This is a genomic window from Methylocaldum szegediense, from assembly GCF_949769195.1.
Classification (GTDB): Bacteria; Pseudomonadota; Gammaproteobacteria; order Methylococcales; family Methylococcaceae; genus Methylocaldum; species Methylocaldum szegediense.
The window spans coordinates 4,314,377-4,331,636 of the sequence record NZ_OX458333.1; the positions used below are offsets into that span (position 1 = coordinate 4,314,377).

Genomic DNA, 17,260 nt, shown 5'->3' on the forward strand with positions numbered 1-17,260 from the left:
ACCCCCTATGCGGCGGGTTGCCGGGGCAGGCGTAAGGACACCAACACGGTAAGCACCAGAACAACAACACCCAAGGCGAAGATCGCCGTTACGGGACCCATGCCCCTTGCCGACGCGAGGGCATAGATGCCCATGCTCCCCAGCATCGCAGCGTTTTGAAAGAAATTTTGGACTGCCACGGCGCCGCCGCTACCGATCGTATGGTGGCCGATCTGCTGGATCGCGGCATTCAACGGTACGACGAATAGACCACCGGCAATGCCGATGGCGAGCAGCGTCGCTCTAGCCGGCCATAGGCTATCCACACCAGCCAGGATCAGGAAAAAAAGACTCAGCGCATAAGCGGCGTGCCGCGCTCGCCGGATATGTTCCAGGGGAATGAGTCGAGGAACGATGCCGGACCCGATGATGATGCCCACGGCCAGGAACAGGGTCAGTTGCGCGATGTCCCCTGAGGTGTGTGCATCAAGCACTTGCGGCGCCCAGGCAACAAGAATCACGCGCAAGGTTGCCGCTGAAGCCCAGAACAGGCTGAGAGCCATAAGTACCAGCCGGGCACGCTCGGACGCGAGAAGCGCTTTCATGGCGTGGAGGAGCTTGGCTAAAGTCGAGCCGGAGCGCGCGCCGCGCGCCGGCAACTTGGGCAGCAGGAGGGTCATCGCGGCCGAAATCACATAGCAAGCGATGATGACGGCGAGCGCAAGTTCGATCGAAGCATCGGCGAGCGTTGCGCCGATCACCGTACCCAACAGGATCGCGGCGATGGTCGCGCCTTCGACCCAGCTGTTGATTTTGACCAGCTGCGTGTGATCGGCCAGTTCGGGCAGGATCCCGTATTTGGCGGGGCTGTAGGTTGCTGCGCCGATACCGACGACGGCATAGCCGATCAGAGGCTCGACGCCGAGCAGAATCAACAGTCCGCCTAGCCCTTTGATGATGTTCGCCAGAATCAATACTTTCGGCTTCGAATGTCGGTCGGCGAATGCTCCGACCCAGGGCGTCAGCAGGACGAATGCGACTAGGAAAACGCTTTGCAGCGCCGGGACGTACCAGGGCGCGCGGTCGCCTGCTTGCAGCACGATGGCGATGACCGTGAAGAGTATGGCGTTGTCCGAGAACGCAGAGAGAAACTGGGCGGCAACCAGCGAGCCGACTCCGCGGTTCATAGGTCACCCCTTTCGTGGAAGAAGCCGGTAAGCGCCGGATAATCCACCTTGCCGGTAGCGAGCAGGGGCAGTTCTTTGAACACCCGAATATCCTTCGGCAGACAGAGTTCGCCGAGTCCCTCCTGCTGCGCCCGTGCCGTCAGCTCGGCGCGATCGGCATGCTTGTATTCGGTGGCGAGTATGATCTTCTCGCCCTTCTTGGGGTCGGACAATACGATCGCTGCGTGCCGCTGTCCCGGCCAGATCCGTGCGGCCAGTTCTTCGACCGCTGTCAGCGACACCATTTCCCCGCCGATCTTGGCGAACCGTTTGACCCGGCCGACGACGGTAACGAAGCCTTCGGCGTCGATACGGACGATGTCGCCGGTGTCGTACCAGCCGATGCCGTAGCGCGATGCGGGCGGTTCGAGTTCGCCAGGACGCTCGGAACGGAGATAGCCCAGCATGACATTGGGGCCCGCGACATGAAGGCGTCCGCCTTCGGTGACGCCGGGAACTTCTTCTATCCGCCATTGAACACCGGGAAGAAAGCGTCCGACCGTACCTTCCCGGTAGTACATGGGTGTGTTGGCGGACAATACCGGTGAGGTTTCCGTGGCTCCATAGCCTTCTAGCACGCGAAGTCCGAATTTTTCCATCCATATCCGGCGGGTGTCGGCCTGCAGTTTTTCCGCACCGGCGAAGACGTAACGCACGCTGTAGAAATCGTATGGATGGGCGTGCTTGGCGTAACCGTGGAGGAAAGTATTGGTGCCGAACAGGATGGTGGCGTTGATGTCGTAGGCCACTTCCGGAATGATCCGGTAATGTAGTGGCGATGGATACAGGAACAGGCGCATGCCGGACAGCAAGGGCAGCAGCGTTCCGGCCGTCAAGCCAAAGGCGTGAAAGACCGGCAGCACGTTGAGGATGATGTCCTGGGCATTGAAATCGAAGCGTGCCGCAAGCTGTTCGCGGTTGGCGAGCAGGTTGGTATGCGAGAGCACGACGCCTTTCGGTTCTCCCTCGGACCCCGAGGTGAACAGGATCACCGCGGGATCATCCGGTTGGTGTTTGCCGCGGTACCAGTAATCAGCCGTGAGCGCGGCGAGGAAAGCCCTGATTTTGTCCGGAGCGCGGAGTTCTCGACCGAGGTCTTCCAAATAGATCACCGAGGCTTTTTCCGACAAGGCCGCTACCGCTTCGTCCAGCTTGACTGTGGCCACGAACTGACGGGAGGTGACCACTGTCTTAATATTTGCCGCGGCACAGCTCGCCAGCAGATTGCGGGTTCCGGCACTGTAATTCAGCATAGCGGGAACGCGCCCCTCGACCTGTAGCCCCAGGAACGCCGCCACCGTCCCGTTCAGATTGGGCAGCAGCAGGCCGACCGTTTCACCCTTATTCGTTTTATCCGCGAGCTTTCTACCCAGCGCCAGGCTCTGCGCGATCAACCGATCATAGGTGAGTGGTTTTCGCTTGACGTCCTCCAGCACGCGGTGTCTGCCGCCGTGTACTCTGCGCGCGTCGAGTAAGGCGGAGAACACTGTCCGCCGGTAATTGCTGGTTTCGAACATCATGTCGCTCATCAGGTCTGACAGCATAAGCCCGACCTGATGTCGCCGCTCGGGGCCGGACAAACCGGAAGGCAGGTTCACGTTCCGAGGCGGTAGAATGTTCAGCGTGATGGGCGGGAACCAGCGCAGCCGCACCACGCCGTGCAGACGGGAGAATTGGGTGTATTGTGTACCGTCGATGCGGATTGGCAGAACCGTCGCGCCAGATTTTTCGGCGATTAATCCTGCGCCGTCGTATACTTTCATAAGGGCTCCGGTCACGGTGATGCGACCTTCCGGGAAGATCACCGCCTTGCGGTCTTCTTTCAGATATTGCGTTAATGCCTTGACCGAGAGCGGCTGCGTGGGGTCCATTGGAAACACCTTGGCGAATCTGAGCGCTGGCCGTACCCACCAGTGCCGCGCGACATGGGTGTTGATTGCGAAGGTTATGTCGTCCGGTAGGAACGCCCATAGCAAGATAGGGTCGAGGTAGGACGAATGATTAGCTGCGATCAGGACGCGCGGACCGGCTTTTCGGTAGTTTTCGAGGCCGATGAGCTTGACGCGGAACAATCGGGCGAGAAGCCAGCGAAGTATTGTTTTTATCATGGTGTTCACCTCCGACGACAGAGTCTAGGTCAAAAATAAACACTGTTCAATATTTTTGAGTCGGGTAAACACCGTAATGCGCAACCTTAGCGACCCGATACGATCAAAGCTAAAAAGGTCATAATTAGGATTGGTCCATCATTCGTCGTTTCTGTCATGACACTAAAAACCCTTCGTTTGTCTTGCTTCGTGCTCTTTCCATGCCTGTTGCTAGGTGGTTGTACGCCGCTCGTCCGTCCTCCTGGACCGGAACGCGTGGAACCGCAGCTTCACAAAGCCCATTTTGTTGCTACCGACGGCGCCGTGTTGCCGGTACGATCCTGGTTGCCTAAAAGCGGTGACGTCAAAGCTGTAATCGTAGCGCTCCACGGTTTCAACGATTACAGCAACGCCTTCGCCATGCCTGGTCGCTATCTGAGCGAACACGGGATCGCGTTGTACGCCTATGATCAGAGAGGATTCGGAAACTCTCCCGGTAGAGGGCTTTGGGCAGGGATGGACGCCTATGTTGATGATTTGAGGCAGTTCACGCGCCTCGTCGGTAAGAACCATCCGGGCAGACCGCTTTACGTACTCGGTGAGAGCATGGGCGGCGCCGTAGCTATCGTCGCGATGACGTCGGAACGGCCTCCCATGGCAGACGGAATTATTCTTTCGGCACCGGCGGTGTGGGGCAGGGATACCATGCCGTGGTATCAACGGGCCTTGCTTTCGATCACGGTGAGTACCGTGCCCTGGCTTCAGTTGACCGGAGAAAGCCTCGGGATTCTTCCTTCGGATAATATCGAAATGCTGCGCGGACTCGGACGAGATCCGCTAGTCATCAAAGAGACTCGCGTCGATACGATCTATGGTCTGGTGAATCTTATGGACGAGGCTCTTGCGCGAGTAGACAAGCTGAATAAGGATGTTTTGGTGCTCTACGGTGAACGCGATCAAGTGATTCCCAAAGAGCCAGTGTCCGTGATGCTGAAGAAATTGTCGAAAACCGGAAGCGCTCGCGTGGCCCTTTACGAGCAAGGCTATCATTTGCTGTTGAGGGATTTGGGTGCGGCCAAACCCTGGGCCGATATCTTGGCATGGGTTGCGGATAGCTCAAAACCTTTGCCGTCCGGAGCAGACAGACGGAATATGCTGGCTTTCCTTAAGGATTGAAGAGCGCCAGGTTCGGATGAAACCACGCCGTCCGATGTTCGGGCGAGCTCATGAACGCTCTACAAGAAAGGCTCTTTAGATCGGTCTTTTGAATGGCGAGCTCGAGGTATAGGCCGGCAAACCGTGCCGGTATCGCGGCTCGCTGTGAGGTTTTATGGGCTAGGGATTGTCGAGCTCTGCTCGTTCCGGTCTGAAACCAATGAGGTGAAAAAGGTTTCGGAGCCTATCTTGGAAGATCGTTCATTCTAAAAGGCCTCTCCCAAGCCCTTCGACGGCGCTCAGGACAGGCCTTTCAACTCGGCTCACGACAGGTTATCCCGGCCTACCTTGTAAGGAAATTTCCCGGTTGTCCGAAAAATGGAACTTGCCGTATGCGACGGGAAGTCGCGAGGAGTCCGTCCTGCCGGAAAATCTCCGTGACCGTCAGCCTTTCCTCATTGCCTTGGCTAAGGCTTCTGCCATAACGCCCTTCGGTTTCGAAGGTAGTTCCTGTCGCGGTTTCTTGGCTCTCGGTTCCACTTTTCTACTCGAGTCCTGCGAAGAATTCCGCTCCGAACCAGGCGTGGTCACCGCCGCATCCTTTTTCATCGACAAGCCGATGCGACGTCTCGGTACGTCAACTTCCACCACTTTCACTTTCACTACATCGCCGGCCTTGACCACCTCGCGCGGATCCTTGACGAATTTGTCGGACAGGTGCGAGATGTGGACCAAGCCATCCTGATGCACGCCGATGTCGACGAAAGCGCCGAAATTGGTAACGTTGGTGACGACGCCTTCGAGCATCATGCCGGGTTTCAGATCCTCGATCTTGTCCACACCTTCCTTGAACTGTGCGGTCTTGAATTCCGGGCGCGGGTCGCGGCCGGGTTTTTCCAATTCTTTCAGGATGTCGGTGACGGTCGGAAGGCCGAAACGTTCGTCGGTGTAATTCTCGGCATTGACGCTGCGGAGGAAGGCCGCGTTGCCGATCAATTCGCGGATGTCCTTGCCGGTATCTCTGATGATACGTTCCACCACCGGATAGGCTTCCGGATGAACGGCTGAGGCGTCGAGCGGGTTGGTTCCGTTCATGATGCGGAGAAATCCGGCTGCTTGTTCGAAAGTTTTTTCGCCGAGGCGCGGTACTTTCTTGAGTTCTTCGCGGCTATTAAACGCCCCGTTCCGGTTTCGGTACTCGACGATGTTCTGGCTGATGGTCTGGGACAGTCCGGAGACATAACGGAGCAGAGAAACAGAAGCCGTGTTCACATCGACGCCAACTGCGTTCACGCAGTCCTCGACCACCGCATCGAGGCTTTTGGCGAGCTGCGACTGGTTCACGTCGTGCTGATACTGGCCGACGCCGATGGCCTTGGGTTCGATTTTCACCAGTTCGGCCAAAGGATCCTGCAGGCGGCGGGCGATCGAGACGGCGCCGCGCAACGAGACGTCGAGATCCGGGAATTCCTTGGCGGCCAGCTCGGATGCGGAATAAACCGACGCTCCTGCTTCCGACACCATGACTTTGGTGATATGCAGCTCGGGGTGGCGTTTGATGAGATCGCCGACCAATTGGTCGGTCTCGCGGGAGGCGGTACCGTTGCCTATCGCGACCAGTTCCACTTCGTATTGGGCGATCATCCGGGCCAGGGTCGCGATCGATTGATCCCACTGATTTTGCGGCTGGTGGGGATAAATCGTTGCCGTTTCCAGCAGCTTGCCGGTCTGGTCCACCACTGCGACTTTAACGCCGGTACGCAATCCCGGGTCAAGGCCCATGGTGGTACGGGGACCGGCCGGGGCCGCGAGCAGCAAATCCTTGAGGTTCTTGGCGAAAACTTGGATTGCCTCGGCTTCGGCCGCTTCGCGTAAGCGTTGCTTGAGGTCGAGGTCGATGCGGGTCAGGATTTTGACTTTCCAGGCGTAATGCACCGTGTCGGCTAGCCAGCGGTCCGCAGGCCGTCCTTTGCCGGCGATGCCGAAGGTCCGCGCGATCAGGCTTTCTGCGGCTTTATGAGCGGCATCTTCATCCTTGCCGACTTTCAAGACCAGGTCCAGCACGTCCTCGTTACGTCCCCGGAACAAGGCCAAGGCGCGGTGGGAAGGAATTTTCGCGATGGGCTCGGCGAAGTCGAAATAATCCCGAAACTTCGCGCCGGCCTGTTCCTTCCCCTCGACAACCGTCGAGGCGAGTATGCCTTCGTTCCAAATCCTCTCGCGCAGATCGGCCAAAAGCCCGGCATGTTCGGCGAAGCGTTCCATGAGGATTTGCCGTGCTCCTTCAAGAGCCGCTGCCGCGTCGGGAACACCTTTATCGGCATCGACGTATTTCTCGGCTTCGCTCTCGGGCACCAGGGACGGATCGCCGAGCAGGGCATCGGCTAGCGGTTCGAGCCCCGCTTCGCGTGCGATCTGGGCCTTGGTACGCCGTTTGGGTTTGTACGGAAGGTAAAGGTCTTCCAGCAGGGTCTTGGTATCGGCGGCGAGAATGGCTTGTTCCAGTTCAGGCGTCAGCTTGCCCTGTTCGCGGATGCTGTCCAGAATGGTCTGCCGGCGGTCCTCGAGTTCGCGGAGATAAGCCAGCCGAACTTCCAGAGTTCTGAGCTGGGTGTCGTCCAATCCGCCCGTCGCTTCTTTGCGGTAGCGCGCGATAAACGGTACCGTGGCTCCTTCGTCCAGCAGGTCCACTGCGGCTTGGACCTGTCTTTCTCTGACGCCGAGTTCTTCAGCGATACGGGCGATGATGTTCATCGACAAACCTCAAAAACAAAAAAGGAACTTTAGTATTCGCAAATATTTCCAAAACCCCGCCGACAGAATTACAGCGGCTTTTCGGCGATGACGATCGTGGGGTCGTCGGTCTTGGTATGGCAGGTGAAGTTCAGCCTTCGCATGAGGCCGAGCATCTTGACGTTGTCCGCCAGAATCTCGCCGCGGAAAGATTTGAGCCCCTTCTCGCGAGCGGCGTCGAACAGGCAGGACATCAGCCGCGTACCGAGTCCGCGGCGCTGCCATTCATCAGCAACCACCACGGCAAACTCAGCGGTTTCGCCGTCTGGATTGGTGAAATAACGCGCCACACCGAGCTCAATTTCCTCGACGCCGGAATCAATAACGGCGACAAGCGCCAACTCGCGGTCATAATCCAGTTGAGTCAGCCGGATCAACATGTCCTGACTCAGCTCCTGCAGGGCATTCATGAAGCGGAAGAACCTGGCCTCGGGGGAAAGTTGTTTTACGAATCGCTGTTCAAGTGCCGCGTCTTCGGGACGGATTGGTCGGATCGTGATATTGGTGCCGTCGGCAAGCTGATACTGTCTGACCAGATGGCTAGGGTAGGGGTGAACCGCCATGTGTCCGTAACGACGGAGCCCCGGCTGCGGCTCATGAACTATGATCCGGGCATCCAGGGCGAGTACCCCCTGATCATCGGCGACTAGCGGGTTGATGTCCAATTCCTTGATTTCGGGGAGCTCGCAAACCATTTCCGAAAGCCGCAACAGCACGTGCACGATCGCGTCCCGATTGACCGGCGGAAGATTGCGGAACGGTCCGAGCAGCCGAGCGACCCGGGTCTCGTTTATTCTCGTCTGGGCAATGTGTTCGTTGAGCGGGGGCAGGGCGACCGTTCGATCCCGGAGAATTTCCGCCGCCGTACCGCCGGCGCCGAAACTCACGACAGGGCCGAAAATCGGGTCGTCGACTACTCCCACGAGCAATTCGCGGCCATTGCGGTTACGGTACATTTTTTCGACGGTAACACCCTCAATCCGGGCATCCGGTCTCCGAGCATGTACTGCCGCTACCAGATCGTTATAGGCGTTCCGCACGGTCTGGGCATTGTTGATGTTGAGCCGGACGCCATCGACATCGGACTTGTGGGTGATGTCCGGCGACAGGATTTTCAGCGCGACCGGAAACCCTAGGTATTCGGCCGCCGAAAGGGCCTCGTTGGGCGAATGGGCGTTTAAAGCCGGTGGTACCGGGATGTCGAAGGCACGCAGAACGGCTCGGGTCTCGAGCGAGGACAAGAGCGTCCGCCGTTCGGCCAAAGCGCCTTCGATGATGAGTCGGGCGCCGGTCAGATCGGGCGGCCGGTGCGAGCTCAAGGGTCCCGGCACCTGCATCAGTATTTGCTGATTTCGGTGATACTCTGTCAGATAACCGAATGCTTCTATGGCGCTCTCGGGATTCGAGAAAGTCGGAATTTGATGTCTTGCAAATAGATCGCGTCCCTCCTGTACCTGGGTTTTGCCCAGCCAGCAGGCGAGGACCGGCTTATCGGAAGGCTCGGCGGCGCGAATGACAGCTTCGGCCGCTTTCGTGGGATCGGTCATGGCCTGAGGCGTAAGCAGTACCAGAGCGCCATCTACATTCTCGTCGCCAAGACAGATTTCGACGGCCGCCCCATACCGTTCCGGGGTGGCGTCGCCAAGGATATCGACGGGATTATTGTGCGACCATTGTTTGGGGAGAATCGCGTTCAGCTTGTCGAAGGTCGCTGCTCCAAGTTCGGCGAGCTGTATGCCTTGTTCGACGGCCCGGTCGGTTGCCATCACCCCGGGGCCTCCGGCGTTGGTGATGATCGCCAGGCGGTTGCCTCGAACGCGGTGCTGGGTTGCGAGGAGCTGGGCGGCGGCGAATAGCTGTTCGATGGTGGTGGCCCGGACCACGCCGGCCCTTTGCAGCGCGGCATCGAACACGTCGTCCGAACCGACCAGCGCGCCGGTATGCGACATGGCCGCACGGGAGCCTTCTGCATGGCGGCCAGCCTTGATCACGATCACTGGCTTCATGCGAGCCGCGGCCCTCAATCCGCTCATGAAGCGCCGCGCATCTCGCACGCCTTCCACGTACATCAGGATGCTGCGCGTCTCGGGATCGAGGGCGAGGTAATCAAGGATGTCCCCGAAGGTAACATCGGCGCCAGCGCCCAAGGACACCATGGTCGAAAAACCGATACGGTGGGCGCTCGCCCAATCCAGGATCGCCGTGCAAAGGGCGCCCGACTGGGAGACCAGGGCAAGCGAACCCGGCTCCGCGACATTATTGCTGAAGGTGGCGTTGAGGCCGACCGAAGGGCGCATCAGTCCCAGGCAGTTGGGGCCGAGTATCCGGAGCCCATAGCGCCTGCCTTCTTCCAGCAAGGCTCGCTCCAGCATCCGGCCGTCGCCTTCCTGTTCTCCGAATCCCGCCGAAATCACGATGGCGGCTTTGACCCCTTCCTGGCCGCAAGCGCGGATGATAGAAGGCACGGTGGCGGCCGGCGTTGCGATAACCGCGAGATCTACGTGTTCCTTGACTTCTCCGATGGAGGCGAAACATACCTGATCCCGGATCCGTTGATACTTGGGATTGATCGGGTAGATGGGGCCTTGGAAGCCGCCGTCCAAGAGATTTTGGTAGATCCGCGCGCCGACCGAATCGGGCAGTTCGCTAGCCCCGAACACAGCAATGGACTTCGGGCTGAACAAATGTTCGAGGTAATGGCGCGCCATATCGGCCTCAGATTCGGTTGAGGAGGATTTCTCCGATTTCGCCGTCGGTAAGCGTGACCGGATTGGTCTGCATGCTGGTGCCGCGGGCATTGGCGACGATCTTAGGAACATGCGCAGGTTCCACACCGAAATGACCGAGGCGCTTCAGCGCCAGCCGTTCGGTCCAGTTATGCAAGTGTGCGACTAGAGCGTTGCAAGCTTCCATCTGGGTTTTGAAGCTATGGCCCGTCAGGAGTTCGGCGACGCCGGCGTATTTCTTCAAAGCGGGATGTTCCGGAGCTCTCTCCTGCAGCGCGTGGACATTGACAGCCGTGGCTTCGGCCAGCAACGTGCCGCAAGCGAGGCCATGCGGGATCGGATAAAAGGCGCCTAGTGGCGCGGCGAGCCCGTGCACGGAGCCCAAGCCCGCCTGAGCCAGGGTGATGCCGGACATGAGCGACGCGTACGCAATGGCGCTGCGCCCGGCTCGGGCTTCCTCGTTGTCGCCTCCTTGGAGGGCCGCGAAGAAGCCGTCGCGAAAGGCTTCCATTCCGCTTTTCGCAAGGGCGTCGGTCATCGGATTGGCGCGAGCGGAAACGTACGATTCTAATAACTGCGTGAACGCGTCCATGCCGTCGGCGGCGATGAGATCGGGTGGGCAGGTCGCCAGCAGATCGGGGTCGACGATCGCGTATTCGGGAACCAGACACTCGTGCCGGAACGACTTCTTGAAGCCCTGTTCGCCGCGCACGCTCAAGACCGCATTTTTGGTCGCTTCGCTGCCGGTGCCGGCGGTTGTCGGTACGGCGATGAAAGGCGTGGCCGGCCCTGTGTACGGAATGTTGCGGCCGACGCCTTCGAGATGATCCATGACCGAATTGCCGTGGGGCAGGAGTCCGGCAATAGCCTTGGCAGCGTCCAGAACGCTGCCGCCGCCGATCGCGACGACCAGGTCGATGTGCTGGCCGCGAAAGGCGGCGACGGCACCGTCCACGAGCTGCGGTGTCGGCTCGTCGCTGACGGTCATGTGTTCGAAGCTCATGCCCAGTTCGGCCAAGCTCGCTGTTAGCCGGGTCCAGCGCGGCGATGCCCGGAAGGAGCGTACTCCAGTGACGAGCAGCGCTTTTTCACCGTAAGAGCGAGCAAGTTTAGGCAGTTCCGCCAACTGGCCGGAACCGAAAAGAATGCGGGGCAGGCGGGAAATCGAGAATGCAGGAATAGTCATGACGGTATCCGGCTGCGCGCCTTGCGGCGCTGAATCACGATATAGATTCCAACCAGGACTATGCTGAATAGGATCACGTCGATAACCGCATGTTCCGAATAGCGTGCGACCAGTTCCTGGTTTTCGCCGATGAAATAGCCGATCCAGCTGAGTACTGACACCCAGATCCCCGCACCGAGCAACGTGTACACGGTGAACTTGACATGATTCATGCCTGCGAGGCCGGCCGGCAATGAGATCAGATGTCGCGCTACGGGCAGAAGACGCCCGATGAAGGTGGAGATTTCGCCGTGCGTCAGGAAAAATTTCTCCACGCGCTGGAAGTGCTCCTCGGTAATCCAGACATATTTGCCGTATTTGATCAGGAGCGGTCTCCCCAGCCAGCGTGCGACGAAATAGTTGGCGTAAGCCCCGACCAGACTTCCCAGCGTTCCGCTGAGGATCACTAGGGTCAAGTCCATCTTACCTTGTTGAGCCAGGTAGCCCGCGGGAGGCATGACGATTTCGCTGGGGATAGGGATAACCGAGCTTTCCATGGCCATGAGCAGAAAAATTCCCGTGTAGCCCATGGCGCCGATGGTCGAAACCAGCCAGTCGATCAGTTCATGCATGGGAGTTCCTTAAGAGAAGGAGGAAAAGCGCTGTTTATCAAATCAATCCGGCTTGCAGTGGCACGAAGCTGACCGGTTCGATGATTTCCGCCTCGAACCCGACTTCCGTGCGTGTGATCCGCTGCAGAAATTGTTCGCGTCCGTCGCCGATGGGTATCACCATGACTCCGCCCCGTGCCATCTGATCCAGCAGCGGCTGAGGCAATTCCGGCGGTGCGGCGGTGACGATGATGCCGTCATAGGGCGCGTAATCCTCCCAGCCCCAACCGCCGTCACTATGTTTCATGCGCACGTTGCGCAAATGAAGATCCTGAATGCAGCGACGGGCGCGTTGCTGAAGCGGGTAAATGCGTTCCACCGAATGAACCCGTCTGACGAGTTGCGCCAATACGGCGGTCTGATAGCCCGAGCCGGTGCCGACTTCCAGCACCTTGTCCAACGGGCCTTTTTCCAGCAGCAACTCCGTCATGCGAGCCACGATATAAGGTTGGGAGATGGTCTGGCCGAATCCGATCGGCAGGGCCGTGTCCTCGTAGGCGCGACTGGCGAAAGCCTCTTCGACGAAAATATGCCGCGGCGTTTCCAGCATGACCGAGAGCACGGACGGATTGCTGATGCCTTGTTCCTTCAAACGGCTGACCATGCGTTCCCGCGTTCTGCGGGAAGTCATGCCGATACCCTGAAGACGACGGTTCATGTAATAACCTCGCGCGGAAGCCAATCGGCCAAACGCTGAAGACTTTCGTAACGGGTTAAATCGATCTGCAAAGGCGTGACGGAGACGTAGTTGTGACGTACGGCGTAGAAGTCGGTGCCCGGTCCGGCATCTTGTTCCGGACCGGCGGATCCGATCCAGTAGATTTCGCGTCCCCGCGGGTCGGTCGTTCGGATCACCGGCTCCGCCTTGTGCCGCTGACCCAGGCGGGTGGATTGGAAACCGCGGATCTCCCGCAGTGGAACATCGGGGACGTTGACGTTCAATATCGTATCGGCCGGCAAAGGGTGTTCCTGGATTTGTTTGAGCAAGGTGAGGGCGACCTGGCCAGCAGTTTCGAAATGCTGCGGTGTGCTCGACGCCAACGAGATCGCGACCGCCGGAAGCCCTAAAAAACGCCCTTCGGTGGCGGCCGCCACGGTACCGGAGTAGATCACATCATCCCCCAGGTTGGAGCCGTGATTGATGCCGGCGAACACCATGTCCGGTTCCTCGTGCAACAGTCCGGTAATAGCCAAATGCACGCAATCGGTGGGCGTGCCGTCGATTTTGATGAAGCCGCTTTCGGTTTGGCTGACGCGCAAAGGTCTGTCCAAGGTTAGCGAATTGCTCGCTCCGCTGCGGTTTCGTTCGGGGGCAACAACTGTCAGTCGCGCCCGTTGCCCCAGCGCATTTGCCAAGGCGATCAGTCCTTGGGCGGAATAACCGTCGTCGTTACTCAACAATATATGCATCAGGCATGCTCCCCCTTTCATTGACCATTTTACACAAGAATCGGGCCAGTCGGCGCATCGGCTGCGACGGACGTTGGCTGACGATTGGCGGGTACATCGGCTCCAAATGCCGATGAGTCATTAGGAATGCAGGAGGCGTGGCATCGTTGACTCTGCCTTGACGCTGGTTGAGGAATCCTCGACGATTGCAAGATTGTCATGGAAGTCGTCACCCCGGCAGGGATTGCCGGGGTCCAGAGGCCATGGATGGCAGAGGCGGATCACATCCCTGTGCCCTGGATTCCGGCAATCCCTGCCGGAATGACGGCAAGAAAAATGTATAGATATGGTCCATTCGAACTTACCTCACCAAGGATTTCATCCGATGAACTCGCAAGGTCTGAACATGCTGTGCGAGAAGTTTCGCGCCAGCGTCCTCTATCAAAAATACGTTCGCCTGCCGCCGTTGGCTCAAAAATTGAGTCTGGTCAGCTCGATCACGTTTCTAACGACCTTATTTCTGGTCGCAATTTATTTCTTTGTCGACCCGATCATCGCCATGGGGGCCTTCGCCAGCATTCTGGCTGGATTGGCCACGGGATTCGGTGCCTTGCCCGCTCTACTGTTCAAGGATGTTTCGAGCAGGACCCTTTATCTGATGCTGGGCGGAGCCGCCGGCGTGATGCTGGCAGCCACGGCGTTCTCGCTTATCGTTCCGGGCATCCAGGCCGGCAATCAGCTGTGGCCGGGTCTCGGCGTGTACGTGGTTGCGGCCGGGGTCTTGATCGGTGCGATTTTTCTGGTGTTGGCGGACAGTTGGCTGCCGTATGAGCGGTTTCTGGGCGAGAGCGGAGAAACCTTCGACTCGTTGCGAAAGATTTGGCTCTTCATCGCCGCGATCGTCATGCACAACCTTCCGGAGGGCATGGCGGTCGGCGTCAGTTTCGGTTCCGGCGACTGGCACAACGGCGCAGCCTTGGCGATCGCCATCGGTTTGCAGAATATCCCGGAAGGCCTGGCGGTGGCGATGCCGCTGGTGGCTTTGGGCTATCGACGACAGCAGGCGGTGCTGATTGCCACGTTGACGGGTTTGATCGAGCCGGTCGGCGGCTTTTTCGGCGTTGCCGCGGTGACGATGTTTCTGCCGTTGTTGCCGATTGGTATGGCCTTCGCCGCGGGAGCCATGCTGTTCGTCATCAGCGACGACATCATTCCCGAAACCCAATCCCGGGGCAAAGCCCGTTATGCGACCTTCGCGCTGATGTTCGGCTTTATCGTCATGATGATTTTGGACAATCTGATCACGACCTGAGTATCCGAACCTGTGGCTTGCAATCTGATTTATGAAGCGGGGGTGTGGCTTGGTCGAAGCCTGCCGGCGATCGACTGGGCAAAGGTGTGGACATCGTCCGGCACCGCGTTTGTCCTGGTCGCGGCGGCCGAGTTCGGCGACAAAAGCCAACTGGTATGCATGACCCTGGCGGCCCGCCATCGGCACTGGCCCATTCTGTTGGGTGCGGTGCTAGCGTTCGCGGTCTTGAACCTGATCGCCGTGTCGTTCGGGGCGGCGGCCGCCCGCTGGTTGCCCGAATCCTTGGTGTCCCTGATCGTAACCGTCTTGTTTGCGGCGTTCGGCCTGAAAGCCTTGCTTTTTAAGGAAGAAGAAGGCGAGGTGGTCGAGGCGAAAAGCGGCCACGGAATCTTTTTGACGACCTTCCTGATGATTTTCTTCGCCGAGTTCGGCGATAAAACCCAGCTTGCGGTCGCGGGTTTAGGTGCGGCGGCTCCGCCCGTGCCGATCTGGCTCGGCGCGACCTTGGCTTTAGGCATGACGTCCGCCTTGGGCATTTGGGCGGGAGCCACATGGCTGCGAAAAATTCCTCAACGAGCTCTGCATATCGCCAGCGGTTTGTTGTTTCTGGGATTTGCGGTTTTTGCCGCACTCAGAATCGTGCCAGAGGAATTGTGGGGCTGGCTACAAAGCAGCTTCGATCAGTTCGTCTCCACAATTCGAGAACTGTCTTCGTAACGGCGGCAGCCGGCGTCTTTTCGGCCGGGACTGCCGGTTAAGCCAAGCTGTTTTATGCGACGAGTACAGTGAACCACATCGTCTGCAATCTGGTCAGGCCAGATTCAAATCCTTTACCACATCTGCCACATCTGCGATTTGCTCAAAATCCCTATCGTTGTGCAAAAGAATCAGGTCATGTTCGATAGCTATCCGAGCGATTAGACAATCGGCAGTCGAGCGGATCGTAATGCCCTCTCGCCGGCATCGAAAATAAATGCGAGCGGCTTCGGCATAAGTTGATAGAGTGTCTTTGGGATGATAGAAGCGCTGACTGCTCAAGTACTCCTGCAAACGCTCGAAATCTTCGTCTCTGCGCGCCGCCCGTAATACTTCCTGGTAGATCAGGCTACACAGCCCGTACGGTACGCCACCGTCCAGTATTCGGCGGAACTGTTCCGTTGCGCGATTTTCGCTTTGCCGTAGAAGATCGATCCATACCGAAGTATCCACCAAATACATGCTTAGTTCTGCTCGGTGCGCAGTTTCTTGTAATCGTAGTTCGGGTCAATTTCCACCGTACCGATCAAGTCCCGAACGTCCTTCCGTTTTCGATTGGCCACGAACTTTTGGAGTGCCCGCTCGACCAGTTCGCGCTTGGTCTTGCCATTGGAATACTTGAAAGCCTCTTTGACCAATTCGTCGTTAAGGAAGCTCTGATTAAGTCCTTCGACAGGCCTGTCCTGAGCCCTTCGACAAGCTCAGGACAGGCTTGTCGAAGGGCTCAGGACGAACGGTAACCTATTGATTCCGTTCGCGGTGAGCTTGTCGAACGCTCTTCTGAGATTCTATGGTTCATGTCAAGCTGCCGATTGCGAGCCGTGAAGGATCGAAGCTGGTGTTGTGGCGATACAGAGAAAACGCAATGCGCGCGATCTTGCGGGCGATCACGACCAGTGCAGCGGTGCTCGAAAGCCCTTTACCTCGGTAGTACTCATACCACGGTTTCCAGAGTTTGGATTTGCTGGCGGATGAAGCGGCGTTGTAGAGCAATCGTCGCAACTCGCTCGGTCCGCGCTTGGACAAACGCCGACGCCCCACCCGCCGGCCCGAGTCCTTAGGGCGTGGGTCGAGACCGAGGAAGGCGATGAAGGCATCACCGTGAGTAAACGGTACCCGCTCGAGGAGACTGAGCAAGCCTGCAGCGACCAAAGGGCCGACGCCGACGATGGTTTGCAAGCGCCGGTAAGCAGCTTGACGCTCGGGCTGCAGCGTCATCAAGCGTTTGAGTTCCGCATCGATGCGGGCGATCAACTGATCCAGGTGCTGCAGGAGAGCGTTCAGGTCCGCCTGAAAATCAGCCACCCCCTGCAGGGTCTGTCGGAGTGTTCCCTGAACGGTGACCAGCTTGGCGCGCCGTTGGATGAGCCGCGTCAGGCGGCGCTGCTCGGCGGTGGGGGGCGTATAGGGGATCAAGTGCGGGTGTTCATGCGCGACCAAACGGGCGATCAAACGGGCATCCACCCGATCGGTCTTGCCCCGTTGTCCCATCGCTTTCGCGTAATAGCGGGTATCCTTGGGATTCAACAGCAACACGGTGAAGCCGTGGGCATGGGCCAGATCGGCGAGCCTTTCGTGATAGCTGCCCGTGGCTTCGAGGCCGAGGCGGCTGCCCGGAGGCAAGGTGTTGAGCCAAGCGAGGAGTGCGTTCTTCTCGTTGGGGAGGGACTTCACCGGCCAGGTGCCTTCAGCACAGGCGACAACGATCTCAGTTTTGGCGACATCGACACCGATGTTCAAAACGGTTGACAGGACAGGTCTCCGATCCGGTACCGTGATAGTGCTGGGTGGACGCGCACGGTCGTCAGCTTGCGTCCAAATCGGCGGTCGTCTCAGGAGCTTGGGGCGCCGCTGGATTCCTCATCGACGATCAATGCGCGGGTGGGAGAAAACTCAGTGAAGTCTGTCCACTCAAGATGGCAGATGCAAGCCGAGGTCTCTCCACCCCAGCTCTTCCCAGTATGCAGGAAAAGCCGTTAAAACCATACAAGCCTGTCGAAG

The 17,260-nt window shown here is 58.6% G+C and carries 14 protein-coding genes; 3 read left to right on the plus strand and 11 right to left on the minus strand.

Features of this window, described 5'->3' with window-relative positions:
- Positions 1-5: 5 nt before the first annotated feature.
- Both lplT and QEN43_RS18850 read right to left on the minus strand, forming a co-directional pair.
- Positions 6-1,166 carry a lysophospholipid transporter LplT gene (gene lplT / locus QEN43_RS18845; RefSeq protein ID WP_026609812.1) on the minus strand — a complete coding sequence of 387 codons (1,161 nt, stop codon included), beginning with the start codon at positions 1,164-1,166 and terminating at the stop codon, positions 6-8.
- The gene (locus tag QEN43_RS18850) at positions 1,163-3,313 is read right to left on the minus strand and encodes an AMP-binding protein (protein ID WP_317963487.1); all 2,151 of its coding nucleotides are present in this window, start codon (positions 3,311-3,313) and stop codon (positions 1,163-1,165) included. The genes lplT and QEN43_RS18850 overlap by 4 nt, the downstream gene beginning before the upstream one ends.
- A 255-nt stretch (positions 3,314-3,568) precedes the next feature.
- Here QEN43_RS18850 and QEN43_RS18855 point away from each other — a divergent pair, with 255 nt between their 5' ends.
- Positions 3,569-4,468, plus strand: a complete 900-nt coding sequence (locus tag QEN43_RS18855) for an alpha/beta hydrolase (protein WP_235726551.1) — start codon at positions 3,569-3,571, stop codon at positions 4,466-4,468.
- Positions 4,469-4,891: 423 nt separating this feature from the next.
- On the opposite strand, the gene QEN43_RS18860 is transcribed toward QEN43_RS18855, so the two are convergent.
- The 6 genes from QEN43_RS18860 to surE all read right to left on the minus strand — a co-directional run bounded on the left by QEN43_RS18860 (position 4,892) and on the right by surE (position 13,212).
- Positions 4,892-7,201: a Tex family protein gene (locus tag QEN43_RS18860; protein WP_026609816.1), complete on the minus strand. Its 2,310-nt coding sequence runs from the start codon at positions 7,199-7,201 to the stop codon at positions 4,892-4,894.
- 68 nt (positions 7,202-7,269) lie between these two features.
- Positions 7,270-9,948, minus strand: coding sequence for a bifunctional acetate--CoA ligase family protein/GNAT family N-acetyltransferase (locus QEN43_RS18865; RefSeq protein ID WP_317963488.1), 2,679 nt, complete (start codon positions 9,946-9,948; stop codon positions 7,270-7,272).
- 7 nt (positions 9,949-9,955) lie between these two features.
- The gene (locus tag QEN43_RS18870) at positions 9,956-11,152 is read right to left on the minus strand and encodes an iron-containing alcohol dehydrogenase (protein ID WP_317963489.1); all 1,197 of its coding nucleotides are present in this window, start codon (positions 11,150-11,152) and stop codon (positions 9,956-9,958) included.
- Positions 11,149-11,763, minus strand: a complete 615-nt coding sequence (locus tag QEN43_RS18875; protein ID WP_026609819.1) for a DedA family protein — start codon at positions 11,761-11,763, stop codon at positions 11,149-11,151. Before QEN43_RS18875 ends, QEN43_RS18870 begins: the two co-directional genes overlap by 4 nt.
- Before the next feature lie 37 nt (positions 11,764-11,800).
- Entirely contained in the window at positions 11,801-12,460 is a 660-nt protein-coding gene (locus QEN43_RS18880) for a protein-L-isoaspartate(D-aspartate) O-methyltransferase (RefSeq protein WP_026609820.1), read from the minus strand.
- The gene (gene surE, locus QEN43_RS18885; RefSeq protein WP_317963490.1) at positions 12,457-13,212 is read right to left on the minus strand and encodes a 5'/3'-nucleotidase SurE; all 756 of its coding nucleotides are present in this window, start codon (positions 13,210-13,212) and stop codon (positions 12,457-12,459) included. The genes QEN43_RS18880 and surE overlap by 4 nt, the downstream gene beginning before the upstream one ends.
- A gap of 364 nt (positions 13,213-13,576) precedes the next feature.
- Between surE and QEN43_RS18890 the strand changes: the two genes are divergently transcribed.
- Complete coding sequence (locus QEN43_RS18890) at positions 13,577-14,503, plus strand: ZIP family metal transporter (protein ID WP_317963491.1); 927 nt, start codon at positions 13,577-13,579, stop codon at positions 14,501-14,503.
- A 12-nt stretch (positions 14,504-14,515) separates the two neighbouring features.
- Positions 14,516-15,220 carry a TMEM165/GDT1 family protein gene (locus QEN43_RS18895; protein ID WP_317963492.1) on the plus strand — a complete coding sequence of 235 codons (705 nt, stop codon included), beginning with the start codon at positions 14,516-14,518 and terminating at the stop codon, positions 15,218-15,220.
- A gap of 93 nt (positions 15,221-15,313) precedes the next feature.
- On the opposite strand, the gene vapC is transcribed toward QEN43_RS18895, so the two are convergent.
- The 3 genes from vapC to QEN43_RS18910 all read right to left on the minus strand — a co-directional run bounded on the left by vapC (position 15,314) and on the right by QEN43_RS18910 (position 16,999).
- Complete coding sequence (vapC, locus tag QEN43_RS18900) at positions 15,314-15,721, minus strand: type II toxin-antitoxin system VapC family toxin (RefSeq protein WP_317963493.1); 408 nt, start codon at positions 15,719-15,721, stop codon at positions 15,314-15,316.
- Between the two features lie 2 nt (positions 15,722-15,723).
- Positions 15,724-15,897 (minus strand): type II toxin-antitoxin system VapB family antitoxin, encoded by a 174-nt coding sequence (locus tag QEN43_RS18905; RefSeq protein WP_317963494.1) that lies wholly within the window; start codon positions 15,895-15,897, stop codon positions 15,724-15,726.
- 157 nt (positions 15,898-16,054) lie between these two features.
- Positions 16,055-16,999, minus strand: coding sequence for a transposase (locus QEN43_RS18910; RefSeq protein ID WP_317963495.1), 945 nt, complete (start codon positions 16,997-16,999; stop codon positions 16,055-16,057).
- Positions 17,000-17,260 lie beyond the last annotated feature (261 nt).